The following is a 25,832-nucleotide window of genomic DNA, read 5'->3' on the forward strand; positions in this document are numbered from 1 at the left end:
CATGCGCCCGATCCGTTCCGCCCTCCTGCTCCTGGCGACCCTGGCCGCCAGCCTGCTCCCGGCCCAGGCGCCCACGGAGGGCGACGCCCGGCTCCACGACTTCCGGTTCCAGTCCGGCGAGACGCTGTCCGAGCTGCGCATCCACTACCGCACCTACGGCACCCCGCGGAAGGACGCCTCGGGCGTGGTCCGCAACGCCGTGCTCATCCTGCACGGCACCACCGGAAGCGGGGCCCAGTTCATGGGCCCCGCCTTCGCGGGCCAGCTCTTCGGCCCCGGTCAGCCCCTGGATGCCGCGAGGTATTTCATCGTGCTGCCCGACGGCATCGGCCACGGGAAATCCAGCAAGCCCAGCGACGGGCTCCACGCCCGCTTCCCCCGCTACGGCTACCTGGACATGGTGGAGGCCCAGCGACGCCTGCTGGCCGAGGCCCTGGGCGTGACGCACCTGCGGCTCGTCATGGGCACCTCCATGGGCGGCATGCACACCTGGCTGTGGGGCCAGCTCCACCCGGACAGCATGGACGCCCTCATGCCCCTGGCCAGCCTGCCCACGCAGATCGCGGGCCGCAACCGCGCCTGGCGGCGCATGGCCATCGACGCCATCCGCCAGGATCCGCAGTGGCTGGGCGGCGACTACCAGATCCAGCCGGGCTCCCTGCGCCTCGCGGCCCAGATGCTGTGGTTCATGAGCAGCAACCCTGTGCTGCGGCAGGCGGAGACGCCAACCCTGGCCCAGACCGACGCGGCCCTGGACGCCTTCGTGGCGCGCTACACGAAAACCGCCGACGCCAACGACGTGCTCTACGCCCTGGAGGCCTCGAAGGACTACGACCCGGGACTAGGCCTGGAAAAGATCAAGGCGCCGCTCCTGGCCGTGAACTCCGCCGACGACCTCATCAACCCACCGGAGTTGGGCATCCTGGAGCGCGAGATCCGGCGCGTGCCCAAAGGCCGCGCCGTGGTGCTGCCGCTGAGCCCCGAGACACGGGGCCACGGCAGCCACACGGTGGCGGCGCTGTGGAAGGATCTGCTGGTGGACCTGCTGAAGCGGTCGGAACGCCCCTAGGGCGCGCCATCCCGCTCAGGGCACCTTGAAGGTGAACCGCGTGTGGCAGGGCAGACAGAGGTTCTCGCTGGCCTGGTGTTCGTGGTGACAGCGGGTGCAGTCCGTCTGGGTACCGTAGTGCCGGTTCTCGTGGGGGTTCGTGGGCTTCGCCTGAGCCGTGCGGGCGGCCAGGTCCGCCGGGTCGTGGCAGCCCTGGCACTGGCGGAAGGGCACGGCGGCGGGCTTGCCGCTCTTGCCGTGGCACTGGGCGCAGGTGACGCCGCGCGCCGCGTGCTTCGAGGTCCGCGCCGCGGGAGCGGCGCCCAGGGAGGCCGCCAGCAGGCCGGCGAGGCCGAATCCCAGGATCCGGGAGGGAGTGAGGATGGTCATGTCGTCTCCGTTCGGGCGTCGTCCAGGGGTCAAAGGCGCGCGACGTGGCGGCCCGTCAGGTAGCCGAAGGTGTAGCAGCGCCCCAGGGAGAGGCCGAACACCGTGAGCGGGTAGTCCACGCCGCCGTAGAAACCGCCGCCGAGGTTGCCGACGAGGAAGAGGCCCTTGATGGGCTTGCCGTCGGCGTCCAGGGCCTGGTGGTGCTCGTCCACCAGCATGCCGGAGCAGATGGCGGACACGCGCACGCGGCGATGGATGCCGTAGAAGGGGGCCTTCAGGATGGGCGCGAGGAAGCTCGCGGGCTTGCCGAAGTCGCTGTCCTTGCCGGAGGCCACCACCTCGTTGTACCGCCTCACCGTGGCCACCAGGGTGGCGGGGTCCACCTCGAGCTTGCGGGCCAACTCCTCCAGGGTGCCGGCCTTGTGGGTGTTGACCTGGGACTCGAACACCCCCTTCTTGGGGCCGGGCTCGTCGGGCATGTAGTTCTTCAGCCCCTCGGGCGGCACCAGCCTGCCCGGCCAGGTGGCCGCCTGGGTCATGTAGTCGGCGTCGAAGACCTGCGAATAGTGCCCGGCGTTCTCCGCGTCCTTCAGGTAGTTGTTCAGCAGGGACATCTCCACCGTCTCGTTGACGAAGCGGCGGCCCTTGCGGTCCACGGCCAGGAAGGGCATGTCGCACATGGAGGCCGGCCCCGCGTCGAAGTCGTGGAGCATCTTGGTGTGCCCGATGGGCTCGAAGACACCGCCCGCCCAGTAAGCCAGCGCGAAGCCGTCCCCGGTCCTGTCCAGCTGCTTGCGCTCCAGGTGCTTCACGTCGGGGATGAAGTAGTCCGACATGGCCCTGTTGTTCTGGTAGTCGCCGGTGGCGAGGATGACGCCCTTCTTCGCCAGGAACTTGCGGTACTTGCCGTCGTGGCCCCGGGCGATGACGCCCTGCACCTCGCCCGAGCGGCCCTGCACCAGCTGCATGGCGGGCATCTGGAAGAAGAACTTCACGCCTGCCTTCTCGGCCGTCTTGGCCAGGGCCCGCATGCCGTCGCCGGTGGTGTAGGGCTTCGGGCCGAAGAAGGAGGTGACGTAGCCCATGCCGTAGCCGTTCACCTTGAGGATGGCGCGCTGGGCCGGGCTGCCCTGGTCCACCACCGTCGCGCCGCCCTGCTTCGCGCGGTCGATGACCCAGCGCACGGCCTCGCCGGAGTGGTAGGCCCACTGGCGGATCAGCTTGGGATTGCAGCGGTGGTTGCTGTCGGCGATGAGGCGCGCCACCAGGGCCTCCACGCCGGCCTTCTCGCTGGCGGCCAGGTCGATGCCGGAACCCGTGTTGCCCTGGGACAGGGCGAAGGGCGCCTTCTGCACCACGGCCACCTTGGCGCCGTGCTCCGCGGCGGACAGGGCCGCGGGCACGCCCGAGGCGCCGGCGCCCACCACCACCACGTCGAAGGTCAGGGTCTCAGAGATCTCGCGGTCGCGGATGGGCTTCGGCTTGGGCAGGAAGGTCAGCGTGGCGCCGCCGTCCGTGCTGGTGGCGAAGGCATCCGCCTTGGGCTCCTTGACGGCCGCGGCCAAGGCCGGGGAAGCCCCCATGCCGAAGAGCCCCACGGCGGCAGCGCCGCCCGCCGCCCGGCCCAGGAAGCTCCGGCGCGACAGGCCCTGCTCCAGCACCTGGCGGGTGTAGGCGTCCGGCCCCTGCCCTTCCTCTCTCGGTTCATCGCTCATGTGTCGTCTCCTTGTCACTCGGATGCGGGGATCGCCGCGCCCTCAGTTCACTCGGCGCGGTCCGTGGCCTCGGCGGTCAGGGCCCGCCCGGCCTTCTTGAATTCGTGGATGCTCTGGCCCAGCGACTTGCCCAGGCTGGGCAGGCGCGACGGCCCGAAGAAGATCAGCAGCGCGCCGCCGATCGTCAGGATCTCGGTCAGGCCCAGGTTGCCCATGGCTTGCTCCTCGGATGGAAGCGGCCCCGCGGGAATGCCGGGCGGGAGGGGCCGGGCCGTTTCCAGGGGCCCATCCCGCCCGTTCCCCCCAGGGTCAGAAGGTGTAGAGGATGCCCAGGCCGAAGCCCGTGGTGGAGGCACCCGGGGCCACGGTGCCCACGGGCGGGAACAGCGCGTAGCTCGCGGACCGCTCATTGGTCATGCCATAGACCGAGGCGTAGAGGTCCGCGGACTTGGCGAGGCTGTAGCTGTAGCCCGCGCTCCACTGCGCGCCGCCCAGCCCGTTGGTGGTGGCGGGGCCGCCGCCCACCACGGTGACGCTGCCGGCGGCCGCCTTGCCGTAGGCGCCGAAGAGCTGGTGCTTCGCCCAGCGCTGCTGGACCAGGACGTACCAGGCGTCGCGTTCGTAGTGGTTGGCCTTCCCGTCAACGGTGTCGTCCGTGTCGTAGGTCAGGCGCTCCACGATGGCGGAGACCTTGGTGCCCGTGGGGAAGGCGTAGCTGCCCACCAGCTCGTGGGCCACGTCCCTGGACGAGGCGTTCGTGGGCGTCGCGCCCGCGGAGCCGCCCAGCTGGGCCAGGCCGAAGTAGTCCTTGTGCTGTTCGTAGCCGTAGCTGAGGGTGAAGGCGCCGCGCTTGTAGGACAGCAGGGCGGAATACAACTCGGGGCTGATGGAGGGCACGGTGGCGGAGGCGGTGGTCTTGCCCTCGTTCACCGAGTAGGCCACGCGGCCCGAGAAGCCGTTCACCTCGGGGCTCCAGTACTGGATGCTGTTGCCCTGCCGCCGGTTGAAAGCGGCGTCGGCCTTGCCGTTGACGCGGCCGTTCTGGGTGGTGGTACCGGGCACGTTGAAGCCGGGGTTCGCGGTGAGCGCGTTGTCGAAGGGGTTCAGGCCGCGCAGGGCGCCCACGAAGAGGATCGGGTACTTGTAGGGCGTGTCCCAGTTGCCGTAGAACACGCGGCCCCAGGGACCTTCCAGGCCCAGGCAGCTGTTGCGGCTGGTGAGGGAGTTGGGCGCGTCGCCGTCGGGGCTCACAGCGCTCTCGATCTGCCAGATGATCTTCAGGTCGTCGCTGACCTTGAAGCTCCCGCGGAACCCCAGGTTCGACGTGCCCGAGGTCATGCGGTTCCGGGCGGCCAGGTTGCCCGCGTCGCCGGTATAGGCGGAGGCGGCCACCTGCGTGGCCCCGCCCGTGGTGGGGGACAGGCCCGGCGCCGTGGCGCCACTGGTCTTGATGTGGTCCAGGAAGGGCAGGAAGGTGCCGTAGATCTGCGTCTCGCTCGCCTGGGCGGCGAGGAGCGCGGGCCAGGCGCAGGCCAGGGTGGCGGTGAGGGTTCGGAGCTTCAAGACAGACCTCCTCTGTGTTGCCTAGTCGCAACATTTCAACGTTTGAAAGCTTATGTTGACCTCTAGGTTTTCAATTCCCGAGGCAAGGCAAGCTTAGACCTCCCGCGTCCGTCCGGCCTGGTACGGAACGGACAATTTCTGGTGAATCCCGTCCTGGACCCGCCTTCAGGTCGCGCTCTCCAGCTGCCGGGTGCGGCGGAAGGCCGAAGGCGTCTCGCCCGTGGCCTTGCGGAAGGCCTTGGTGAAGTTCGAGTGCTCTTCGCAGCCCAGCAGGGACGCGATCTGCTGCACGCTCATGTCGGTGTGCAGGAGCAGCCGCTTGGCCTCCAGCATCACGCGCTCGATGATCAGGGTCTGCGGCGTCTTGCCCAGCACGGCCTTGCAGGCGGCGCCCAGGCGGCGCGAGGTGCAGCGGAGCTTTCGTGCGTAGAACTCCACCTCCTTCTCCTCCTGGAAGCTCTTGTCCAGCTGGTGGAGGAAGGCCTGGAAGAGCTTGAAGTCGGCGCCGCTCTGGACCTGGGCCCGGGCCGCCTGCTCCCGGATGCGGGCCTGGAAGAGGTGCAGGAAGGCCGCCAGCAGGTGCCGGATGGCCGGCCGCGCCTCCTCCCGCGCCACCTGGCCCAGGTCCCAGAGGAGCCGGGCCAGGGCCGACGCCTGGCGCACCAGCGCGTCATCGTGCAGGGGCAGGTTCGGCGCCGCGAGGAAGTCCGAGAAGACCCAGGAGGCGTCGTCGTCCAGGAAGTCCTCGCCGAAGTCGAACATCCAGCCCTCCGTGGGCACGTCCGGCAGGAAGAGGTGCTTCTTCCCCTTAGCGATGAGCATGACCCAGGGCGCCTCCAGGCGCGTCTCGATGCCATCCACCCAGTGGCTGCCCGTGCCCTTCGTCAGGAAGAACACCTGGTGGAAGGGATGGCTGTGCGGCACCGGCTGGCCCATGAGCCAGTTGAGGTTGCTCCGTTCGTCGAGGGGCCAGACCGTGAACAGCGACTTCATGGGACAACCCTGTGGCTCGAAAGGTCCCGAGGCGGACCATTGTTGACCACAGGGTTATCTTGATCAAGGTCCCAGGAGCTACTTGCCGAAGATTTCCTTGAAGAAGTCCTTCATGTGCTGCCAGCTCCGGCGGTGGGCAGCCTCGTTGTAGGCGGCGCCCTTCGAGTTGTCGTTGCCGGCCTCCTTCTGCGTGAAGGCATGCACCGCGCCGGCGTAGGCCACGAACACGTAGTCGGCCTTGGAGGCCCGCATCTCGTCCTGGAAGGCCGCCACGTCCTTGGCGGGCACGAAGGGATCGTCGGCGCCGTGGCACACCAGCACCTTGGCCGCGATGGGGCCGGGCTTGAAGTCCGCGAGCACGTCCAGGCCGCCGTGGAAGGACACCACGCCCTTCACGGGCAGGCCGGCGCGCGCCGCTTCCAGGGCCCCCGTGCCGCCGAAGCAGAAGCCGATGACGGCCAGGCGCGACGCATCCACGCCCTTCTGGGCCTTGAGCGCATCGAGGGCCGCGGCGATGCGGCGCCGGTAGAGGGCCCGGTCGCCCTTGTACTGGCCCGCCAGCTTCCCGGCCTCGGGGGTGTTCGCCGGGCGCACTCCGTCGCCGTAGATGTCCGCGGCCAGGGCCACGTAGCCAAGCTTCGCGAGGTCGTCGGAAACCTTGCGCTCATGGTCCGTGAGGCCCATCCACTGGTGGATCACCACCACGCCGGGCACCTTTCCCTTGGAGGCAGTGGGCTTCGCCAGGTAGCCCGAGAGCTTCGTGGCGCCGTCGACGTAGGTCAGCGGCTGGCCGGCGAGCAGCGGGAGGGTGGCGAGGGAGAGGGCGAGGGCGGCAGATCGCATGGAACCTCCGGGGTGGAGGGTGATCCTATAGCTGTTCAAACCAGAATTCCAGGGCGGGGGACCCGGGGCCGATAAGGGAGGATGAGCCGCTGCGGTCCCGATCCCCGAGCAGGCCCATCAGGAATCCCGTCATGTCGATCCTCCTCCACCCCGACGTCGAGGCTGAAGCCCAGCGTCGGATGACAGCCCAGATGTTCAAGAACGCGCCCTTCACCTGGGGCGCGCACCTGGCCAACGCCGCCCTGCTGGCCTGGGTCAACGCGACCCAGGCCGCCCCGGCGAGGATGGCCCTGGCCTGGTGGGGACTCGTCGCGACGACGGCGACGATCCGCTACGCGCTGGCCCGCCGCTTCGCCGCGGCGGATCCGGACGCCGGCCACGCCATGGCCTGGCGTCGCCGGTACGTGCTGGCCACGGCCCTGGTCTCCGCGGCCTGGGGCCTCGGCGCCATCCCCTTCATCTGGTACGGCAGCGAGGGGACACGGATGTTCACCGGACTCGTGCTGGCCGGCATGGTGGCCGGCGCCGTGCCCATCCTGGTGGCCGTCCCCGCCGCCCTCCGCGTCTTCGTGGCGCTGGCGGGCGTGCCCATGACGTTGGCGATCCTGCTCCGGGCCCACTCCGGCCTCCAGTGGGCCTTCGGGTTCATGTGCCTCCTCCTCATGGGCTACATCCTCGCGGGGACCAGGCACCTGCACGAGATGCTCGGCGTCTCGATCCGGCTGGGCCTGCAGCAGGGGCGCGTCGCCGAGACCCTCGAGCGGGCCCATGCCGCGACGGAGCAGGCCCTCGCCCAGCGGAAGGAGCTGGAAGAAGCGATGCGCCGGGAACGCGACTTCGCGGAAGGGCTGATCGACACGGCCCAGGCCATCGTCATCGTCCTCGACGCGGAGGGTCGGATCCTCCGCTTCAACCGCTTCGCAGAGGAACTCTCCGGCTACGCCCAGTCGGAGCTCCAGAACGCGGACTGGTTCGCCATCTTCCCGCTGGAGGCAGAGCGGAACGAGGCGCGGGCGCGCTTCCAGGAGGCGGTGGCCGGAGGGAGGAGCACGGCGAACACCAGCGGGATCCTGGCGCGGGATGGGCGGAAGATCCTGGTGGAGTGGCACGACAAGCCCTTGAGGGACGCCGACGGAGCCATCATCGGCCTGCTGGCCCTCGGCCAGGATGTCACTGAGCGCGAAAAGCTGGCGGAGTCCCAGCGGCTCCTCTCCGCCGCGGTCGAGCAGAGCGTCGCCTCCATCGTCATCACCGACGCCCACGCGGACATCCAGTTCGTCAATGCCGGCTTCACCCGGTCCACGGGCTACACGCCAGCGGAAGCGATCGGCCAGAACCCCCGCATCCTCAAGTCCGGCCACACCCCCCGGAAGACCTTCGAGGACATGTGGGCCGCCCTCAACCAGGGCCTCCCGTGGGAAGGGGAGCTGGTCAACCGGAAGAAGAACGGCGAGGAGTACTGGGAGCTGGCCCGCATCTCCCCCGTGGTGGATGCCAGCGGCCGGACGACGCACTACCTCGCCGTCAAGGAGGACATCACTCAGCGCAAAGCCATGGAGGCGGAGCTGCAGCGCCTGGCCACCACGGATCCCCTCACGGGCGTGGCCAACCGCCGCCGTTTCCTCCAGGAGATGGACCTGGAGCTGGCCCGCCACAAGCGCTTCCACAAGCCCGCGGCCTTCCTGCTGCTGGACCTCGACCACTTCAAGCAGGTGAACGACGCCCATGGCCACGCCACGGGAGACCTCGCGCTCAAGCACCTTGCGGAACTGGCCCGGGTGCGGCTGCGACGGCTGGATCTCTTCGGCCGCCTGGGCGGGGAGGAGTTCGGCATCCTGCTTCCGGGCACGGACCAGGCGGGCGCCATGGCCTTGGCCGAGCACTTCCGGAGCCAGGTGGCGCACACGCCGGTGCAGTCCGGTACGGATTCCATCGCCCTGACCGTGAGCATCGGGCTGACCACCTTCGATCAAGGCGATGCCGCCCCGGACGCCATCCTGGCCAGGGCCGACGCCGCCCTCTACCGCGCCAAGGAGGGCGGGCGGAACCGGGTGGTGTCGAATCCGGCGGCTTAGAGTGCCTGACAAGACCCCCACGCGCAGCCCCGTCGGGGTTTTGTTAGGAACTCCTAGCGCCCCGTGCTGCCGTAGCCCCCGTCGCCGCGCCCGGTGTCGCCCAGGGCCTCGACGCTGGGCTCGGGGAGCCAGGTCCAGCTCTCCACCGGGGCCACCAGGAGCTGGGCCACGCGCTCGCCGCGGCGCAGCTCGAAGGGGGCGTCGCCGTGGTTGATGAGCAGCACCTGCACCTCGCCCCGGTAGTCGGCGTCGATGGTGCCGGGCGCGTTCAGCACCGTGAGGCCATGGCGCAGGGCCAGCCCCGAGCGGGGCCGCACCTGGCCCTCGAAGCCCTGGGGGATGGCCAGCACCAGGCCCGTGGGCACCAGCCGCCGCTGGCCCGGCGCGATCGTCCAGGCCTCGCCCTCGGGGATCGCCGCCCGCAGGTCCATGCCCGCGGCGTGCGCCGTGGCGGCGGCGGGCAGGTCGAGGCCGTGGCCATGGGGGAGCTGGTGGACCGGGATGCGCATGGAACCAGGGTCCCAGGGGGAAAGGCCGGGACGCAATCCCGGGTTCCGCCCCAGGTAACGATCCCCTTCCTTGGTCCGGGCCCGCAGCTTGATAAACTTGATCTTTGGCCCGGATGTCCCGCGCCGTGTTTTCGGGAGGGTCATGGGCCGCACGGGCCGCCGCTGGTGGATGCCCTCCCTGTTGCTGGCCGCCTCGGCCACCTTTGTCACCTGCCAGCGCGAGGATCCGCAGATCCGCGCCCTGACCGAGCAGGCGGCCCAGGCGGACGAGGCCTCCCAGCAGCTCCGGCAGGCCTGGAGCGCGCAGTTCAAGAGGCTGGCCCTGGTTGGGGTCCGGGATCTCCGCCTGGATGCCAGCCCCATGCTGCTGACGCCGGCGCAGAAGCGAGCCCTGGAGGCGCGGCTCCGAATTGAGAAGGACAGCTCCCGGCGAGGCCTCCTCCAGGAGGTCCTGGACAAGGAGACGGAGCTCCGGACGCTGAGCGATCGGGTCATGGACCTCAAGGCGGCGCTGCCTCCGCCGGAGATCGCGCAGGCGAACGACAGCCACTACGGCCTGGCCCTGCGCTTCCTCCAGGGCCGTGGCCTCTCGGAGGAGGCCGCCCGGAAGGCGCTCAGCCACGTGCCCCTGCCGGAGCGCATGGCCCCGGGCTTCGAGGTCTATCACTTCTACGTCCATGGCGAGTACGGCACCTGGGTGTCCCAGGGCGGGGCCGCGGTCTCGCCCCGGGAGCTGGACCGCCGGGAGCCTGATCCCCTGCCCGGCCAGCGCGACGCGGCGGTGGCCACCAGCCGCCGGCTCCAGAAGCAGCTCGGCGTGCTGGAGCGCCAGAAACGCGAGATCGAGCGCGAGATCTCCACCCTCCAGGCGGAGCAGCTCGGCTTCCTCGAAGGCCAGGCCCGGCTCCAGTGGGAGAACGCCGACCAGCTGGCCCGGCTGAATTCGCTGCACTACCTGGTCGGGGTCCGGGCAGCGCTGGAGAAGGAAGGGATCATCGAGATTCCCCTGTTCGGCCTGGACCACTCGGGCCCGACCTGGCGGGATGCGGCCTTCACCCGCCACCTGGACCTCCGCACCGGCACCACCCTCGTCATCCGGGCCCAGGAGCTGGGCCTGGCGCGCATCGGCAAGGTGATCGTCGTCCCCGGCTCCTACACCGCGGGCGAGCACTACCGCCTGACCCTCAGCGCCGACGGGCAGGCGGCCACCGTGGAACTCCTCGCCCTGCCCCGCTTCAAGAACGACAAAGTGGTGTTCGCCGTCGAGGACTGACCGATCCGTGGATGGGGCCGTGGATGAGCCGGTCCAAGGCGGATACCCTGGAGATCCGCGCTTCCTGCCGCGGACAGGCACCCGATGCGGATCCGGCCAGGCGCCTTCCGAACGGACTCCAGCCCGCTCTCCACCTTCCGGATCCCCCCATGTCCTCCGTCTTCGGCCACGCCCTGGCCGGCCTCACCATCAGCGCAGCCTTCCACCAGGGACGGCCCCCCCGCCGGGTCCTGGCCTTCGCGACGGCCTGCGCCCTGGCCCCGGACCTGGACTGGTTCACCGCCTTCCTCGGCCTGGATGGGACCAGCCTTGCCCACCGCGGCATGAGCCACTCCCTCCTCGCCCTGCTGCTCCTGGCCACGACGGCCATGCTCCTCGGGTTCCGGCCCCAGCTCCGGAGCCCCCGCCTCTGGGCCTGCATGCTCTCGGCCGCCCTCTCCCACAGCCTGCTGGACGCCTGCACCTTCGGGGGAACCGGCGTGGCCTTCCTGCTGCCCTTCTCCGACGCGCGGTTCGTTTGCGTCTGGCAGCCCCTCTTCGTGTCGCCAATCCCCCTCTCCGGCAAGCTGCTCGACTGGCTGCTGTTCTCCCTGGGCACCGAAGTGGTGTGGATCGGCATCCCGGCCCTGCTGGTGCTCAGCGTGCCCCGGGCCCTCCAGTGGCTCCGGCTGCGCAGGCGGTCCGAGGAAACGCCCTGATCCGGCGATTCAGCGGCCTTTCACCAGCTGCCCGCAGGCGCCCTGCACATCCCGGCCCCGGCTGCGGCGGACGGTGACGAAGCAGCCGCGGGCCTTCAGCCACTCGGCGAACTGCTGAACACGGTCTTCGCCGGGCTCGCGGAAGGCGCTGGCCGCGTGCTCGTTCATGGGGATGAGGTTCAGGTTGTGGCCGCTGCGCAGGTCGCCCAGCCAGTCCGCCAGACGCTGGGCATCGACCTCGGTGTCGTTCTCGCCGGCGATGAGCACGTACTCGAAGCAGAACTTCTCGCCGCGCTTGGGGCCCCAGTCGTCCAGGGCCTGCCGCAGTCGCGCCAGGTTCCACACGCGGTTCACGGGCATGGTGCGGCTGCGCGCCTCGTCCGTGGTGGCGTTGAGGCTGAGGGCCAGCAGGGGCCGGGGCTCCAGCTTCGATAGTTTCTCGATGCCACTCACCAGGCCCGAGGTGCTCACGGTGATGCGGTTCTTCCCCAGGCCCAGGCCCGCCGGGTGGCACATGAGGCGGATGGCGCGGTGCAGGTGGTCGAGGTTGTGCAGGGGCTCGCCCATGCCCATGAACACCAACGTCAGCTCATGCCCGCGCTCCGGCCCCAACTCCGCCATGAGGGCCAGCACCTGGCCCAGGATCTCGCCGGGCTGGAGGTTGCGCAGGATGCCCATGCTGCCCGTGGCGCAGAAGGTGCAGCCCATGGCGCAGCCCACCTGGCTGGAAATGCAGTAGGTCACGCGGGGATTCCGCACCTTGCGCGGCATGTGGACGGACTCGATGCGCTTGCTGTCGATCAGCTCCAGGGCCAGCTTCGTGGAGCCGTCGCCGGAGGCTTGGCGTTCCACGATCGAGGGCAGGCGCAGGTCCGCCACACCCTCCAGCCAGCGGCGGATGCCCGAGCCCAGGTCCGGCGCGCCATCCTTCCAGGTCCAGGGCCGGTGCAGGCGCTTGAACGTCTCCAGGGCGCTGCCGGGGCAGCCGAGCGCCGCCAGGTCCTCCGGGAACAGCGACCAAGCCGAAGGCAGCCCCTCCCGCTCGGGGGCAGGGCGGTCCCAGGGCATCAAGGAGGCATCGGACACTCAGCCATTGTACCGGCCAGGTCGGAATTCGTTATTCAGAGGGAGTTGATGGCATAAGATGATGGCTTCCTCCCTAATGCATGCCCTCTGGAGCGATCCCATGTATGCCTTGTCCGCTTTGCGGCGACTCCTGCCGGTTCTCCTCCTGGGAACCCTCGCGCCCCTCTGTTCCGCCGACACTCAGATGGCTTCCTCAAACCTCGGCCGCCAGGTCGAAACCTACACCGCCCAGCCCGTGCTGGGGCCCGCCGTGTCGGTCAAGAACTGGACTCTGCCGGTGGGCCGCATGACCTTCGTCATGGCCTCAGGAACCGTGGCTCCCATGACCTCAGGGGGGCGCACCCTCGGCTTCTTCTTCATGGGAAAAGGCTCCTTCCAGTATCGGTCCGAAGACCCCCTGGAGCGCGCGTCGCTCGAATCGAACTACAAGCAGAACCTCCTGGTGCCCAACACCAGGGCCATCCTGTCCGAGGCCAGGGACCAGCGGATCCTGACCGAGGACATTCGGAGCCTCACCCTGTGGACCGCGGGAATGGAGCTTTCGATTCCAGTCGGCATCGCCGCCGAGTCCCCGGAGGCCTCTTTCCAGACAGACTGGAAATTCTTCCGGCGCGATGGGCTCGGTGACCGCGGCCAGGTCTTCGCCCGGCACCTCGCCAATACGCCCATGAAAACCCTGATCCGTGCGGAGATCCAGGGCGAGGACAGGCCGTTCATCTACGGACTTGATCAGGGCGGGAGCCTCAGGGAATCCCTCTGGTCCATCGCCGATCCCATCCGGCCTGCAATCTACGACGGGCTGCGCCTGGTGCCCCTCTCCGACCAGCCCATCGGGTGGGGCTGGAAGGCTCCCCTCTCCCCGCTCCTCAGCCTGACGGCCGTGGACATCGACTTCCACGGGAACAAGGGTTACGCCCAGCTGAAGGTCAAGGAAACTCTGGTGGCCGGGGACGAGGGACTCCGAATCCTCGAGCTCAACCTCTACAACGTGGAGGACCGGGCCTACAACCTGGGGATCTACAAGGTCTCCAGGGTCCTGGATGCGGAGGGAAGGAGCCTTTCATTCCACCACCGCAACGACAAGCTCCTGGTGGAACTGGATCATCCCATGCCCCCGGGCCAACCCTTCACCCTGACCTTCGAATACGGCGGGCCGATCCTGCTGCGCCCGGGAGGGGACAACTACTGGGAGTTGGGGGTGGCGCCATGGTTCCCCCAACCGGACATGGATGGGCAGGCCTACACAGTGCATGCCGTTATCCGGACGCCCAAGGACGATGTACCCGTCGCCCCCGGCCGGACCATCCGGCGTGTCCAGAGCGACGCGGAAAATCTCCTGGAAGTCAGCATCGACAAGCCTGTGCAGTTCTTCTCCATGTTCGCGGGCGCCTACAGCTTCACCGAGGAGACCAAGGACGGCCTGACCATCCGCGTGGCCGCCTACGCGAACCGGGGCGGCAGCATGCAGAAGCGGCTCATCGACATCGCCAGGCAGACCATCGGGTTCTACGAAGGCCTGTTCGAAGCCTTCCCCTTCAGTGAATTCAACATCATCCAGGTGAATTCCTACGGCTTCGGCCAGGCCCCTCCCGGGATGATGATCATCACCAACGAAGCCTTCGACGGGAAGATGGACGAACTCAGCCAGCTCTTCACGAAGGGGATCAACCAGCGGTTCGCCCACGAGATCGCACATCAGTACTGGGGCCACCTGGTGAAGATGTCTTCCCCGGAAGAGCAGTGGGTCACCGAGTCCTTCGCCAATTACGCTTCCGCCCTGGCCATGCGCGGCATGAAGAATCAAGGCACGAGCGCCTATGAGGGCATGCTCAGCCGCTGGCGCAACCATGCGTCGGCCTATGCGAGCTCTGGCACCATCCCCTTCGCCAACCGGCTTCGCTGGATCAACGATCCGCGGGCCACGTTCCTCGCGCGGACCTCGCTCCTGTACGAAAAGGGGGCCCTGATCCTCGCCTCTCTCCACAAGGAAATGGGTGACAAGGCCTTCGCTGTCTTCATGAAGTCCATCATCGCCAACTTCCGGTGGAAGGCCGCCACCACCGCCTCCATCGAGCAGATCGCCAGCATGGCCGGCCGCAAGGATTACGGCCCCCTGTTCCGCACTTGCTACTGGGGAACCGAGATGCCGCCCAATTAGCCCCGCCAGGGGCCACCGGCCTGGATTCAGGCCGGTGGCCCTTTGGGCTGTGGCCGTTTGGGCAGCACCAGGGCATTGCCCGCCAGGCAGAGGGCGGCGCCCAGGGCCATCCCCCAGCGCCACTGGAGCCCTTCGAAGGCGGTGGAGAGGGCCAGGGCCACCACGGGGATGACGATCATGGCGTAGCCCGCCCGGCCGGCCCCGATGCGGCCAACCAGGGTGAGGTAGGCGCCGAAGGCGAGGATCGATCCGAACAAGGAGAGGAAGGCCAGCGAGCCCAGGTAGAGCGGGGAGGGATCGAAGGCGAAGGGCCGGCCCGCGCCCCAGCAGAAGAGGGTCACGAAGGCCGCGCCGTAGGCCATGCCCACCGCGTTGCCCTGCACGACCGGGATGCCCTGGCGCTGGTTGCGCTGGGACACCAGGTTGCTGAGGCTGGCCGCCACGGTGCCGCCCAGCGCGAACAGCAGTCCGGCGCGGCTCAGGCCGCCCTGAAGCGGCCCTGCGGCGCCGGGCAGGCACACGATCCCCACGCCCGCCACGCCGAGGGCCATGCCCGCCAGGGCCCTGCGGGTCAGCGGGGTGCCGAAGAAGAGCCTCGCGCCGATCAGGTTCAGGACCGCCATCAGGGAGAAGATCACCGCCATGAGGCCCGAGGGAATCCGCTGCTCCGCCAGATAGACGCAGACGTAGTTGATCCCGAACATCAGGGCGCCCTGGAGGGCCAGCCAGCCGTGCTCCCGCCGCGTGAAGCGGAGCTTCAGCCCCCGCAGGAGGCACCAGACGACAAGCAGGGCCGCGGCCAGGGCGAAGCGGTAGGCCACCGAGACTTCGGGCGCCACGCGGCCGTACTGGTAGGTGATGGCGATCCAGGTGGAGCCCCAGATCAAGATGGAAGCGAGGTAGAGGGTCAGGTTGCTCACGGGAACTCAGGTATCGGAGGCGGGGTGCAGCCCCACCAGCAGCGCGGCCGCCGAGGCGGAGAAGACAGAGTAGTCGAGGGGTTCCTTGGGGCCGAAGGAGATCGCCATGGCCAGGCCGAAAACAGCCAGGAGGGCCGCGCTGGCCAGGGCTGTGATTCGGGCGGCCCGGCCCCGCAGCGGCAGGAGCAGCGCCAGGCCCAGCGTGAACTCCGCGGCCGTGGCAGCCCAGGCCAGGAAGGGGATGCTGCGGGCCGGCATGAAGCTGTTCACCTGCGCCGTGTACTTCATGAAGTTGGCGAAGGTGCCGTAGCCCCGGCCCGGGCCCCACCACCCGAACCGGGAGGCGATGCCCGAGAGGAAGGCCGCGCCCAGCGCCCACCGCGCGTAGCGGAGGGCCCAACGATCGAAGGTGCGCGAAGCAGAACCGGTCATCACGCCCTCTCCGCCAGGTCCGCGTGCTCGGCCTGGTAGGCCTCGTAGGAGCCGGGCGTCCAGCCCGCGCGGTTCGTCTTCCAGCCGTTCTCGATCTTCTCCCAGCCCACGTGGGCGTAGTAGTCCCGGGCCAGGGGCGCGGCCTGGAGCACCCACTGGATGCCCTCGTCCAGGCCCACGGCCAGATCCAGCAACTGGCGCCCCACACCGGCTTTCTGATAGGCGGGATGGATGGCCAGGTCGCACACGTAGCCGTCGTAGACGAAGTCCGTCCAGCCCCGGAGCAGGCCCACGAGGCGGTCCCCGTCGTAGGCGGAGATCACGACGTTGGAGCCCTCGAACATGCGCCGGATGCGCTCCGGATCGTGGATGGGCCGGCGCAGGGGCGCGGCGGCGTAGAGGGCGCGGATGGCGTCCACCAGCGGCACGCAGTCCAGGTGGTAGGTGAGGGCGTTCACTTCGCCTCCGCGGGGACATCGGGCAGGAAGGCCACCCCCAGGCGGTTCCAGGCGTTGATGAGGGTGATGGCGTAGGTGAGGTCCGCCAGTTCCTGCTCCGTGAAATGCTCCAGGGTCGCGGCGTAGAGGGCGTCGCTCACCTGGTGGCGGTGGAGCTCCGTGAGCGCCTCGGTCCAGGCCAGGGCCGCCCGTTCCCGGGGGGTGAACACGGTGGCCTCCCGCCAGCCGGCCAGCATATGCAGGCGGCGCGGCGATTCGCCGGCCTGGAGGGCCTCCGTGGCATGCATGTCCATGCAGAAGACGCAGCCGTTCAGCTGGGAGGCGCGGAGCTCCACCAGGTAGAGGAGGCCGTGCTCAAGCCCGCAGGAGCGGGTGTGGCGGTAGATCTGCAGGAGCCCCTGGTAGGCGGCGGGGGCGAATTCGGCGTGGGGTTTGGATGTGCGCATGGAGCCTCCTGGGCATCGGATCCATTCCAGGATCGGATCATATGGCCCATTGAAAAGATCCATTTCTGTCATTACAACTAGACCATGCGTCCCTGGACCTTCCCCATCGCCCTGCAGCCCGGAACCTCCCGCGAGCCGGTCTTCCAGCAGATCGCCCAGGCCATCCGGGGCGACATCCGGCGCGGCCGCCTGCGGCCGGGGGACGCCCTGCCCGGCTCCCGGACCCTGGCCGGAACCCTGGCCGTCCACCGGAACACCGTGCTGGCGGCCTACCGGGAGCTGGAGGCCGAGGGCTGGACGGTGGCGGAGGCGCGCACGACCCGCGTGGCCCGGGACCTGCCCCAGGCGCTTCCCCGGGCCTCTGCGACCCGGCGGGCCGAAGCCACGGGCCGGCCGGGCTACGACCTGGCCCCGCCCGGTCCCGGAAGGAGCCTCCGCGAGCTCGGCCTCCTGGCCTTCGGCGGCGGCCTGCCGGACCTCCGCCTGGTGCCCACGGACCTCCTGGCCCGGGCCTACCGGCGGGCTCTCGGCAGCCGCGAGCTGCTGGGCTACGGCGACGCCCACGGCGAGGCGCGGCTCCGGACCGCCCTGGCCCGGCTCCTCTCGGAGATGCGCGGCCTGGCGGTCACAGAGGGCCAGCTCATGATCGCCAGCGGCAGCCAGGGGGCCCTGGACCTCGTGGCCCGCACCCTGATCCGGCCCGGCGACCGGGTGGCGGTGGAGGACCCCGGCTATCCCACGGCCTGGCGCACGCTGCGGGCCGCCGGCGCGGAGCTGGTGCCCGTGCCCGTGGACGAGGCGGGCATGCGGGTGGAGGACCTGGCCGCCCGCCTGGCCGACGGGCCGCTCCGCGCCGTCTACCTCACGCCGCACCACCAGTTCCCCACCACCGTGACCATGGGCGCCGCGCGCCGGCTGAGGCTGCTCGAACTGGCAGCCCGCCACCGCATCGCCCTCCTGGAGGACGACTACGACAACGAGTTCCACTTCGAGGGCCGCCCGGTGCTGCCCCTGGCCGGGGCGGATCCGCACGGCGTGGTGGTCTACCTGGGCACCCTGTCGAAGATCCTCGCGCCCGGCCTGCGCCTGGGCTTCGTGGCGGGTCCGGGGGCCCTGGTGGAGGCTCTGGCCTCCCACCGGAGCGCCACGGACGGCCAGGGGGACCTGGTCGTCCAGCGGGCGGCCGCCGAGCTTCTGGAAGACGGCCTCCTCCAGCGCCATGCCCGCAAGATGCGACGGATCTACCAGGCCCGCCTGGAGGTCCTGGTGACGGCCCTGCGCCGGCACCTGGGTCGCGCCCTGGCCTTCGAGCCGCCAGTCGGCGGCATGACCCTGTGGGCCCGCGTGGATCCCTCGATCGACGTGGAGGCCTGGGCCGTATCCGCGCGGAAGGCGGGCGTGGCCCTCAGCACGGGCCGGCTCTTCGACTTCCACGGGCGGCCGAGGCCCAACCTCCGCCTGGGCTTCTCCACCCTGGATGAGCGGGAGCTGGAGGAGGCCGTGCGCCGGCTGGCGCGGGCTTTGTAGAAGCTCAGGCCACCAGATCCTGGGGCCGGATGTCGCAGCCGCGCCGCGTGCCGAGGGTGCTGACGCCGACGCGGGCGGGATCGAGCAGGGCCTGCGCCATGCGCTGCAGGTCCTCCCGCGTGACGGCGTCGATCTCCGCGATCTGCTGGTCGAGGCTGCGCAGCTCGCCCTGGTGGATGGCCTGGTGGGCCAGGCTGAACATGCGGCTGCTGCTGCTCTCCTGGCTGAACACGAGGCTGGTGCGGGCCTGGAGCTTGGCGCGCTCCAGTTCGTCGGCCTCCACGCCGGTTTCGCGGATGCGCGCACACTCGGCCATGGTGCGCTGCACCAGCTCGCGCAGCTGGGCCGGGGCGCAGCTGGCGCTGATCTGCAGGGCGCCCGTGTCGGCGTAGGGGCTGAGGTAGCTGCCCACCTGGTAGCAGAGGCCCCGGCGCTCGCGCAGCTCCAGGAACAGGCGTGAGGCCATGCCGCCGCCGAGCACCTGGCTCAGGAGGTTGGCGGCGGAGCGGTCCGGCGAGCGGTGATCCGGCGCGGGAAAGCCCATCACCAGGTTGGCCTGCTGGAGGTCCTTCCGGGGCACGTTCAGCAGGAAGGGCCGCGTGCGGGCCGGCAGGTTCGGAGCATGGTCCGTGCCCTTCGGCAGGCGGTCCAGGATGGGCGCCAGCAGCGCCTGGAAGGCCCCGGGCTCGAGGGCCCCGGCCGCGGCCACCACGAGGTTGGGCGCCCGGTAGGTGTGGTCGAAGAAGGCCCGGGCTTCCGAGGGACCATAGCCCGACACCTGGTTCCGCGTGCCGAGGATCGGATGCGCCAGCGGCGTCCCCTCCCAGAAGCCCCCGTAGAACAGCTCGCTCACCCAGTCGTCCGGCTGATCCTCGCTTTGGGCGATCTCCTCCAGGATCACGCTCCGCTCCCGCGCCAGCTCCTCCGGGTCGAAGCGGGGCGAGGTCACCAGTTCGCCCAGCAGGCCCACCAGGTCCGGCAGCTGCTCGGAGAGCACCTTCCCGTAGAAGCAGGCCACCTCCTTGCCCGTGAAGGCGTCCACGTGCCCGCCCAGGCGGTCCGTGGCCGCCGCCATCTCATCGGGCGTGGCGTAGGAGGCCGTGCCCTTGAACACCGTGTGCTCGAGGAAGTGGGCCAGGCCCTCCTCCGCGGGCCCCTCGTGCCGGGAGCCGCGCCGCACCCAGAACCCCACCGAGCAGCTCCGCACGTGCGGGATGGGTTCGACGAGGATCTCGGTGCCCGCGGGCGTGACGGTGCGGAAGGGTTCGGCCATCCCTCCAGTCTATCGCCCCGGCGGTCCGGAGCCTCGTCTCAACAGGGGCCGGAGGCCTTGAGGACCGCCTTCAGCAGACCCGGGAAGCGGGCCTCCAGATCCTGCTTTCTCAGACTGTTGTAGCGATGGACACCTTCCACCCGTGTCTGGATGAGCCCAGCCTCCCGCAGGACCTTGAAGTGGTGGCTCAGCGTGGCCTTGGTGGCGGACAGGCCGAAGGTCCCGCAGGCCCGCTCCCCGTCTGCGGCCAGCCTGCGCACGATCTCGAGGCGCGTGGGGTCGCTCAGCGCGTAGAGCACCGCGGGAAGGTCGAGCTGTTCGCGCCCGGGATGTTGGAGGTTCCGCATGGCTCCAGGATGCCCGGGCTCGGAGTTCAATCATCAAATATTTTGATTGTTTTCAAACTATTTCGATTGACCGGGAGCATCCGGCGGGTATATCAATCCATTGTTTGACGACAATCGAACAACAGGAGGCCCCATGACCCATCGCATCCAGTTCACGACGCCCGGCGGCCCCGAGGTCCTCCAGTGGGTGGAGGCGGACCTCCCCGATCCGGGCCCAGGCGAAGTGCGCCTGCGCCACACAGCCATCGGCGTGAACTACATCGACGTCTACCACCGCAGCGGCGCCTACCCGGTGCCCCTGCCCGCGGTGCCGGGCTTCGAGGCCGCCGGCATCGTGGAAGCCCTGGGGCCCGGCGTGACGGACCTAGCGGTGGGCCAGCGGGTCGCCTACGTGGACGGCCCCACGGGCGCCTACTCGGAGGCGCGGAACCACCCCGCCGACCGCCTGGTCCCGCTACCCGCGGGCCTGCTCGACGAGGTGGCGGCGGCCCTCCTCTTCAAGGGCCTGACGGCGCACATGCTGGTCCGGCGCGTGTGGCGCGCAGAGGCTGACCCCTGGGTCCTGGTCCACGCCGCGGCGGGGGGCGTGGGGCTCATCCTGACCCGGTGGCTGGCCCGCGAAGGCGCCCGGGTCATCGGTGTCGTGGGCAGTGAGGAGAAGGCCGCGGCGGTCCGGGCGGAAGGCGCCGAAGCGGTCCTGGTGGTGCCCCGGGGCGCCGCCTATGACCAGGTGCCCGCCGAGGTTCGCCGGATCACGGGCGGTCGTGGCGTGGGCACCGTGTTCGATTCGGTCGGACGCGACACCTTCGAGGCTTCTCTGGACAGCCTGGCCCCCTTCGGGCTCCTGGCCTCCTTCGGCCGGAGCAGCGGCCCCCTGCCCCTGGTGGATCCCGCCGAACTGGCGAAGCGCGGCTCCCTCGCCCTCCAGCGGCCCAGCATCTTCCACCACATCGCCGATCCCGCGGCCCTCCGCGCCGCCGCCGCCGAGGTGTTCGCCGCGCAGGCGAAGGGGATCATCCAGGCCCACATCCACGGCACGCTTCCCCTACGCGAGGCCGCCCAAGCCCATGCCCTGCTCGAATCCCGGGCGACGCGGGGCGCCCTGGTGCTCATTCCCTGAGGGCTCTCCTGAAACGGACCGTGGAAGGCGAGGCGGGGGTCAGCCCTCCGCTTCGCTGCCCGCCAGCCCCACGGGCGTGCGGTGGAGCTTCCAGCCGGCGAGGGCCCAGCAGAGGGCGCCGAAGGCCAGGAGGGCCAGGAGGGCCAGGGCGGGATGGGTCGTCACCTGTTCCTGGGCCAGCAGCTGCGGCGCCCCCACCTGGGCGGCGCGGCTGCCCGCCAGGCTCTCGATGTGGTGGGTGAAGGTGAGGCGCTGGAGGAAGGGTGGGAAGATCCGCACCAGCGGCTCCCAGAGAAAGAAGTAGAGGGCGCCCCAGAGGGTGCCGCGCTTGAAGAGCAGGCCCACCAGGGTCATGAGGGCCAGCTCGCCCCACCAGGCGCCCACCAGGGCCAGGATGCGGCCCGGCAGCAGGGCGGGGTCGCCTCCGACCAGTTGGAGGCCGAGGGCCCCGAGGACGAGCCAGGCGGCGCCCCAGGCGAACCAGGGCAGGCCCTTGCCCAGGGGCAGCGCCCAGGCGGGGGCGGGACGCACCAGCAGCAGGGGCAGGGTGCGCTGCTCCAGATCCTCGCGGATGCCCGCCGGGGCCGCCACCAGGGCCATGATGGGCAGCATCATCTTCACCAGCCCCTCGTGGAAGATGCGGAGGGCCTCGCTGGGATCGGCGTCCAGCCCGCGGAGGCGGCTGATGGTGAAGATGAGGAGGCTGAGGCCCACCGGCGCCATGACCAGGGCCGCCAGCACCCAGCCCCGGCCTTGGAGCACGCGAGGCAGGTATCCCCGCGCCGTGGCACGGATCGTCGCCAAGGGGGTCGGGATCCCGTTCATGCATGATCCTTGGTCAAGTACTGGAAGACCGCATCCAGGTTGAGATCCAGGGGATCCAGCGCCCGCAGCGGGATGCCGCCCTCGGCCGCGGCCTTCTGGAGGCGGGGCAGGATGTCGCGGGGCGAGCGCACCGAGATCACCACGGCGCCCTCCTCCATGCGCAGAGCCGCCAGCTCCGGCTGCTCCACGGCCCAGCGGGCCAGCACCTGGGCCTCGCCCGTGAGGCGCAGCTCCACGGGATGCCGGTCGAGGAGCTGGCGGATCTCCGTGACGGTGCCTTCCGCCAGCAGGCGGCCCCGGAACAGCAGCAGGATGCGGTCCGTGAGCTGGGCGATCTCGCCCAGGATGTGGCTCGACACCAGGATGCGCGTGCCCGTCGCCGCGAGGTCCCGCAGCAGGGCCATGAGCGTGAGGCGGGCCTCGGGATCCAGGCCGTTGAACGGCTCGTCGAGGATGAGCAGCTCCGGCTCGTGCAGCAGGGCCTGGGCCAGGCGGATGCGCTGGCGCATGCCCTTGGACATGCGGGCGAAGGTGAGGTGGGCACGGTCGGCCATGCCCACCGTGGCGAGCGCGCGGGCCACGGCGGCCTTCAGCTCCGGGCCCGACAACCCCGACAGCTCGCCCATCATGCGCAGCCAGCGGTCTGCCCGGAGGCCCGTGGGCAGGCGGTCGCCCTCGGGCACCAGGCCCAGCCGCGCCAGCACGGCGGGGTTGCGGAAGGGGGCTGCACCGAAGACTTGCACCGCGCCGCCGGAGGGCGGCAGCAGGCCCGAGAGCAGCTGCAGCAGGGAGGACTTGCCGGCACCGTTGGGGCCCAGCAGGCCCGTGATGCCGCCGCCGTCCGGCAGCTCGAAGGTGGTGGGACTGAGGCCCAGGATGGGGCCGTAGCGGAGGGAGGCGCGGTCGAGGGAAATCATCAGATGACGGCCTCCGACGGCATGGTCCGCTTGGCGGCCACGAAGGTCCACAGGCCCACGTGGAAGGCCGTGCCGAGCAGTGCGGGACCCCAGCCCATCAGGGGGTGGGCCACGCCCACGAAGAGCTGGGGCCAAGTCTCCGCCAACAGGATCGGATTGATGGCCTGCACGGCCGAGAAGCCTGTCAGTCCCTGGATCATGGAGGCCAGGGTGGCCGAGCCCAGCACCAGGCCCAGCACCCAGCCGATGCCCGCCCGGGGCGTGGCGGCCATGCTGGAGGCGCCTGCGGCCAGGGTGCCCATGAGGACCGAGCTGATGGCCATGGCCGGCAGCAGCCGCAGGGGCGCCGTCACCCACACGGGGCCGCTGGCGCCGGCGAGGATCAGGGACATGAGCCAGGGCAGCAGGGCGAAGGGCAGGAGGATGGCGAAGGGCAGCGCCGAGGCGAAGCCCAGCTTGGCGAGCAGGTAGTCCCGGGGCGCGACAGGATGGGCATACATCAGGGGCCGCACGCGGTAGAGCGTATCCCGCGCCACGAGACCGCCGCCCACCAGGGCCACCAGGAACCAGAGCAGGTAGCTGGCGGGGTTCAGCAGGTCCGCCTGGAAGTCCGCACCCTGGGTGAGGATGGTCTTCGCGAAATCCTGCATGGGCCGGAAGGTCTGGTTGGTCTGGAGCAGGTGGTCCACGTAGATGCGGGCCACCTTCCACAGCAGCAGGAAGAGGAAGGTGAAGCCGAAGAAACGGCCGATCTTCTGGCGCCAGAGCCGGGTCAGGTCGAAGCGCGCGAGCACCAGGGCCGGCGGCTGGCCGTGGCTCAGGTCCGGCGCGGGCGGAAGGGTGGGGGCGTAGATCGGCATGGCCTAGGCTCCCATCTGAGGATGCAGGGCGCGCAGAAGCACCTCATCCAGCCGGTCGTGGCGGGGCGTGAGCTGGATCAGCGTGGCGCCCTTCGCCTCGGCCCAGCGGAAGGCGGCCGTGGGATCGGCCTCCGCCAGCTCCAGGTCGTAGAGGCCGTTGCGGGCCTCCAGCACCGCTCCCAGCTCCGCCAAGGCGGCCTCCTGGTCGGCGTCGAGCGGATCGAGGAAGCGCAGCTCCACGCGCCGGGCCAGGGCCTTGCGCAGGCCCGCCATGGAGCCCGCGGCCTTGATCTGGCCCTGGTCGAGGATCACCAGCTGGTCCGCCACGCGCTCCACGTCGCCCAGCAGGTGGGAGGCCAGGATGACGCCGGTGCCCAGCTCCGCGTGGACGCGCAGCACCAGGTCCAGCATGCGGCGGCGGCCGTCGGGATCGAGGCCGTTGGTGGGCTCGTCCAGGAAGACCAGCTCCGGGCTGTGCACCAGGGCCTGGGCCAGCTTCACCCGCTGGCGCATGCCCGTGGAGTAGCCGCTGACGGGTCGGTAGCGGGCCTCGTCCAGGCCCACGAAGTAGAGCACCTCGTGGGCGCGGTCCCGGGCCGACTCTGGCGCCAGGCCGCTCAGCTCGCCCCAGAAAGCCACCTGCTCATAGGCCGAGGCGTCCTCGATGAGGGCGTCGTACTCGGGCATGTAGCCGATGCGCGCCCGGAGCTTGGCGGCCTCGGGAGCGCCGAGGGCCACGCCCAGCACCGACCCGCCGCCGGCGGAGGGGCGCAGGAGGCCAAGGAGAGCCTTCAGCAGGGTGGACTTGCCGGCGCCGTTGGGGCCCAGCAGGCCCACGATGCCCTGGTCCAGGGTGAGGGTCAGCCCCTTCAGGGCGGGCGCCGCCGCGGCGGCGTAGCGCACTTCCAGGTTCTCGAAGGCGATCAACGGGGCCTCCAGGGGATGGTCACGGCTGCTCCAGGATGTGGCGGCTACGGGAGGCGGAGGGGAATGGATTAGGCCGGTGCGGGCGGGCACGGAATGGGGCGCGGAATGGATTGTTCAATGAAAGCGACTTAGGCTGGACGGAATCATCCTCCCACCGCCCGAGGGCTTTAGCATGCAACTCCTGGACTGGCCATTCCTTGACGCCCTGCAGGCGGGAGCGCTGGCGACCCTCTTCGTGGGCTTCGGCCTGGATGCCCTGGCCCGGCGGGATCGGATGATGGGCTGGATGGCCCTCACCTGCCTGCTGGTGGGCATCCGGCACGGGGTGCTGGCCCTCGGCACCATGCCGGCCTGGAATCCGGACCTGGTGGACCGCATCCAGAGCCTGCTGGTGGCCGTCGGATTCATCACCCTCTGCGCGGCCCTGGTGAACCTGTTCCCGCGGCACTTCCCGCGGCGATTCCCCGAGTGGATCGCCCTGGGCATGATCCCCAACTACATCCGCAACCTCCTCCTGACCCACCCGAGCCAGGCGGAGGTGTGGGCCCACGGTCTCTACGACCTCACCTTCCTCCTGGGCTGCGGGTTCATCGTCTATTGGTCCCTGCGGGCCCGGCAGGACGGCGACCCCATGGGGCGGCGGCTGTTCTTCGCCTTTTTCGCCCTCACCGTCCCGGTGGTGGTGGAGATCGCCGCCCAGAGCCTCTTCGGGATCAAGATCCGGCTGTCCGGCTTCAGCCTCGTGATCCTGGCCATGGCCATCGGCACCTCCTGGCAGTGGCTCGTGGTGCGGGACATGGAATCCCGCGTCCAGCGGGCCGAGACCGAGGTCGAGATCTGGCGCAGCCTCGTGCCGGGCAACGCCTTCCGGACCGACCGGCCCTCCGCGCTGATGGAAGGGCTCTTCGGAAGCGGGTGGGCGGACCGCGTGCGCGAGAATCCCGAAGCGCCCCTGGTGGCCCTGGACGGCGCCTCCTACCGCCTGCGGACCCGCCTCCTCCGCCACCCCGAGCGGCTGGGCTGGTACGAGCGCGAGGGCGGCACCCAGCCGGGCACCCGGGGCTTCCTGGCCGGATGGACGGTGGCCCTGGGCATGGACGACCCCGAGGCCAGCGCCCGGATCCAGGAATGGCTTCACAGCTGGGGCGCCGATGTGCATCTGTGGGGCACCGTGCCCCCTCGGGAGGGCCCCTATCCCAGCGTCCTCATCTGGGCGCGGGAACCCAGCATCCTGGCCGTGTGGCGGGAGGACGACCTGCTGCGCCGGCGCCCCCGATGGATCCAACTGGGCGGCCCCATCACCGCGGGCCCCCATGTCCGGCTGGACCTGGGCCTGGATGCCGCGGGCCTACGGGAGGCCCTCCGCGAGCTGCTCTCCCGGCACTGAGCCTGCGGCACTTGCCCGGGAACGCGGGTTCCGTCGGAGAAT

Annotated in this window: 26 protein-coding genes; 8 read left to right on the top strand and 18 right to left on the bottom strand. The window is 70.2% G+C overall.

Annotated features, from left to right (window positions below; translation table 11 throughout):
* Window position 1 precedes the first annotated feature (1 nt).
* Window positions 2-1,069, top strand: coding sequence for an alpha/beta fold hydrolase (locus MLE64_RS07895; protein WP_243317234.1), 1,068 nt, complete (start codon window positions 2-4; stop codon window positions 1,067-1,069).
* 15 nt (window positions 1,070-1,084) lie between these two features.
* On the opposite strand, the gene MLE64_RS07900 is transcribed toward MLE64_RS07895, so the two are convergent.
* From MLE64_RS07900 to MLE64_RS07925, 6 genes are all read right to left on the bottom strand, one after another.
* Entirely contained in the window at window positions 1,085-1,438 is a 354-nt protein-coding gene (locus MLE64_RS07900; protein WP_243317235.1) for a cytochrome c3 family protein, read from the bottom strand.
* A gap of 29 nt (window positions 1,439-1,467) precedes the next feature.
* The gene (locus tag MLE64_RS07905; RefSeq protein ID WP_243317236.1) at window positions 1,468-3,153 is read right to left on the bottom strand and encodes an FAD-dependent oxidoreductase; all 1,686 of its coding nucleotides are present in this window, start codon (window positions 3,151-3,153) and stop codon (window positions 1,468-1,470) included.
* Between the two features lie 47 nt (window positions 3,154-3,200).
* Window positions 3,201-3,368, bottom strand: coding sequence for a Sec-independent protein translocase subunit TatA/TatB (locus MLE64_RS07910; RefSeq protein ID WP_243317237.1), 168 nt, complete (start codon window positions 3,366-3,368; stop codon window positions 3,201-3,203).
* A gap of 94 nt (window positions 3,369-3,462) precedes the next feature.
* Window positions 3,463-4,716: a porin gene (locus MLE64_RS07915; RefSeq protein ID WP_243317238.1), complete on the bottom strand. Its 1,254-nt coding sequence runs from the start codon at window positions 4,714-4,716 to the stop codon at window positions 3,463-3,465.
* A gap of 165 nt (window positions 4,717-4,881) precedes the next feature.
* The gene (locus MLE64_RS07920; protein ID WP_243317239.1) at window positions 4,882-5,709 is read right to left on the bottom strand and encodes a helix-turn-helix domain-containing protein; all 828 of its coding nucleotides are present in this window, start codon (window positions 5,707-5,709) and stop codon (window positions 4,882-4,884) included.
* A gap of 78 nt (window positions 5,710-5,787) precedes the next feature.
* Window positions 5,788-6,552 carry a dienelactone hydrolase family protein gene (locus MLE64_RS07925; RefSeq protein WP_243317240.1) on the bottom strand — a complete coding sequence of 255 codons (765 nt, stop codon included), beginning with the start codon at window positions 6,550-6,552 and terminating at the stop codon, window positions 5,788-5,790.
* A gap of 131 nt (window positions 6,553-6,683) precedes the next feature.
* Between MLE64_RS07925 and MLE64_RS07930 the strand changes: the two genes are divergently transcribed.
* Window positions 6,684-8,627 carry a sensor domain-containing diguanylate cyclase gene (locus MLE64_RS07930; RefSeq protein WP_243317241.1) on the top strand — a complete coding sequence of 648 codons (1,944 nt, stop codon included), beginning with the start codon at window positions 6,684-6,686 and terminating at the stop codon, window positions 8,625-8,627.
* A 53-nt stretch (window positions 8,628-8,680) separates the two neighbouring features.
* Here the strand turns inward: MLE64_RS07930 and dut are convergent, their stop codons facing one another.
* Window positions 8,681-9,136 carry a dUTP diphosphatase gene (dut, locus tag MLE64_RS07935; RefSeq protein ID WP_243317242.1) on the bottom strand — a complete coding sequence of 152 codons (456 nt, stop codon included), beginning with the start codon at window positions 9,134-9,136 and terminating at the stop codon, window positions 8,681-8,683.
* Window positions 9,137-9,278: 142 nt separating this feature from the next.
* Here dut and MLE64_RS07940 point away from each other — a divergent pair, with 142 nt between their 5' ends.
* Both MLE64_RS07940 and MLE64_RS07945 read left to right on the top strand, forming a co-directional pair.
* The gene (locus MLE64_RS07940; RefSeq protein WP_243317243.1) at window positions 9,279-10,409 is read left to right on the top strand and encodes a hypothetical protein; all 1,131 of its coding nucleotides are present in this window, start codon (window positions 9,279-9,281) and stop codon (window positions 10,407-10,409) included.
* Window positions 10,410-10,558: 149 nt separating this feature from the next.
* The gene (locus MLE64_RS07945; protein WP_243317244.1) at window positions 10,559-11,107 is read left to right on the top strand and encodes a metal-dependent hydrolase; all 549 of its coding nucleotides are present in this window, start codon (window positions 10,559-10,561) and stop codon (window positions 11,105-11,107) included.
* Window positions 11,108-11,116: 9 nt separating this feature from the next.
* Here MLE64_RS07945 and rlmN read toward each other — a convergent pair whose 3' ends face one another.
* Window positions 11,117-12,193 carry a 23S rRNA (adenine(2503)-C(2))-methyltransferase RlmN gene (gene rlmN / locus MLE64_RS07950; protein WP_243317245.1) on the bottom strand — a complete coding sequence of 359 codons (1,077 nt, stop codon included), beginning with the start codon at window positions 12,191-12,193 and terminating at the stop codon, window positions 11,117-11,119.
* Between the two features lie 184 nt (window positions 12,194-12,377).
* On the opposite strand from rlmN, the gene MLE64_RS07955 reads away from it, so the two are divergent.
* Window positions 12,378-14,351, top strand: coding sequence for a M1 family metallopeptidase (locus tag MLE64_RS07955; RefSeq protein WP_243317246.1), 1,974 nt, complete (start codon window positions 12,378-12,380; stop codon window positions 14,349-14,351).
* 26 nt (window positions 14,352-14,377) lie between these two features.
* Here the strand turns inward: MLE64_RS07955 and MLE64_RS07960 are convergent, their stop codons facing one another.
* From MLE64_RS07960 to MLE64_RS07975, 4 genes are read right to left on the bottom strand one after another with little or no spacing between them, the layout of a single operon-like run.
* Window positions 14,378-15,271, bottom strand: a complete 894-nt coding sequence (locus MLE64_RS07960) for a DMT family transporter (protein WP_243317247.1) — start codon at window positions 15,269-15,271, stop codon at window positions 14,378-14,380.
* A gap of 6 nt (window positions 15,272-15,277) precedes the next feature.
* Entirely contained in the window at window positions 15,278-15,703 is a 426-nt protein-coding gene (locus MLE64_RS07965; protein ID WP_243317248.1) for a hypothetical protein, read from the bottom strand.
* Window positions 15,703-16,161 (bottom strand): GNAT family N-acetyltransferase, encoded by a 459-nt coding sequence (locus MLE64_RS07970; protein WP_243317249.1) that lies wholly within the window; start codon window positions 16,159-16,161, stop codon window positions 15,703-15,705. Before MLE64_RS07970 ends, MLE64_RS07965 begins: the two co-directional genes overlap by 1 nt.
* Window positions 16,158-16,607 carry a carboxymuconolactone decarboxylase family protein gene (locus MLE64_RS07975; RefSeq protein ID WP_243317250.1) on the bottom strand — a complete coding sequence of 150 codons (450 nt, stop codon included), beginning with the start codon at window positions 16,605-16,607 and terminating at the stop codon, window positions 16,158-16,160. Before MLE64_RS07975 ends, MLE64_RS07970 begins: the two co-directional genes overlap by 4 nt.
* 84 nt (window positions 16,608-16,691) lie before the next feature.
* On the opposite strand from MLE64_RS07975, the gene pdxR reads away from it, so the two are divergent.
* Window positions 16,692-18,134, top strand: a complete 1,443-nt coding sequence (gene pdxR, locus MLE64_RS07980; protein ID WP_243317251.1) for a MocR-like pyridoxine biosynthesis transcription factor PdxR — start codon at window positions 16,692-16,694, stop codon at window positions 18,132-18,134.
* 4 nt (window positions 18,135-18,138) lie between these two features.
* On the opposite strand, the gene MLE64_RS07985 is transcribed toward pdxR, so the two are convergent.
* Both MLE64_RS07985 and MLE64_RS07990 read right to left on the bottom strand, forming a co-directional pair.
* A complete protein-coding gene (locus MLE64_RS07985; protein ID WP_243317252.1) occupies window positions 18,139-19,407 on the bottom strand; it encodes a M16 family metallopeptidase in 1,269 nt (422 codons plus the stop codon).
* 38 nt (window positions 19,408-19,445) lie between these two features.
* Window positions 19,446-19,754, bottom strand: coding sequence for an ArsR/SmtB family transcription factor (locus tag MLE64_RS07990; RefSeq protein ID WP_243317253.1), 309 nt, complete (start codon window positions 19,752-19,754; stop codon window positions 19,446-19,448).
* A 133-nt stretch (window positions 19,755-19,887) separates the two neighbouring features.
* Here MLE64_RS07990 and MLE64_RS07995 point away from each other — a divergent pair, with 133 nt between their 5' ends.
* Window positions 19,888-20,874, top strand: coding sequence for a quinone oxidoreductase family protein (locus tag MLE64_RS07995; RefSeq protein ID WP_243317254.1), 987 nt, complete (start codon window positions 19,888-19,890; stop codon window positions 20,872-20,874).
* A gap of 39 nt (window positions 20,875-20,913) precedes the next feature.
* On the opposite strand, the gene MLE64_RS08000 is transcribed toward MLE64_RS07995, so the two are convergent.
* From MLE64_RS08000 to MLE64_RS08015, 4 genes are read right to left on the bottom strand one after another with little or no spacing between them, the layout of a single operon-like run.
* Window positions 20,914-21,699, bottom strand: a complete 786-nt coding sequence (locus MLE64_RS08000; protein ID WP_243317255.1) for an ABC transporter permease — start codon at window positions 21,697-21,699, stop codon at window positions 20,914-20,916.
* Window positions 21,696-22,616, bottom strand: coding sequence for an ABC transporter ATP-binding protein (locus MLE64_RS08005; protein ID WP_243317256.1), 921 nt, complete (start codon window positions 22,614-22,616; stop codon window positions 21,696-21,698). The genes MLE64_RS08000 and MLE64_RS08005 overlap by 4 nt, the downstream gene beginning before the upstream one ends.
* Window positions 22,616-23,476 carry a hypothetical protein gene (locus MLE64_RS08010; protein ID WP_243294841.1) on the bottom strand — a complete coding sequence of 287 codons (861 nt, stop codon included), beginning with the start codon at window positions 23,474-23,476 and terminating at the stop codon, window positions 22,616-22,618. Before MLE64_RS08010 ends, MLE64_RS08005 begins: the two co-directional genes overlap by 1 nt.
* Window positions 23,477-23,479: 3 nt before the next feature.
* Window positions 23,480-24,403, bottom strand: coding sequence for an ABC transporter ATP-binding protein (locus MLE64_RS08015; protein WP_243317257.1), 924 nt, complete (start codon window positions 24,401-24,403; stop codon window positions 23,480-23,482).
* A gap of 172 nt (window positions 24,404-24,575) precedes the next feature.
* Here MLE64_RS08015 and MLE64_RS08020 point away from each other — a divergent pair, with 172 nt between their 5' ends.
* Complete coding sequence (locus MLE64_RS08020) at window positions 24,576-25,790, top strand: hypothetical protein (RefSeq protein ID WP_243317258.1); 1,215 nt, start codon at window positions 24,576-24,578, stop codon at window positions 25,788-25,790.
* Window positions 25,791-25,832: the final 42 nt, after the last annotated feature.

The sequence above is a fragment of the Geothrix paludis genome (assembly GCF_022808815.1).
Classification (GTDB): Bacteria; Acidobacteriota; Holophagae; order Holophagales; family Holophagaceae; genus Geothrix; species Geothrix paludis.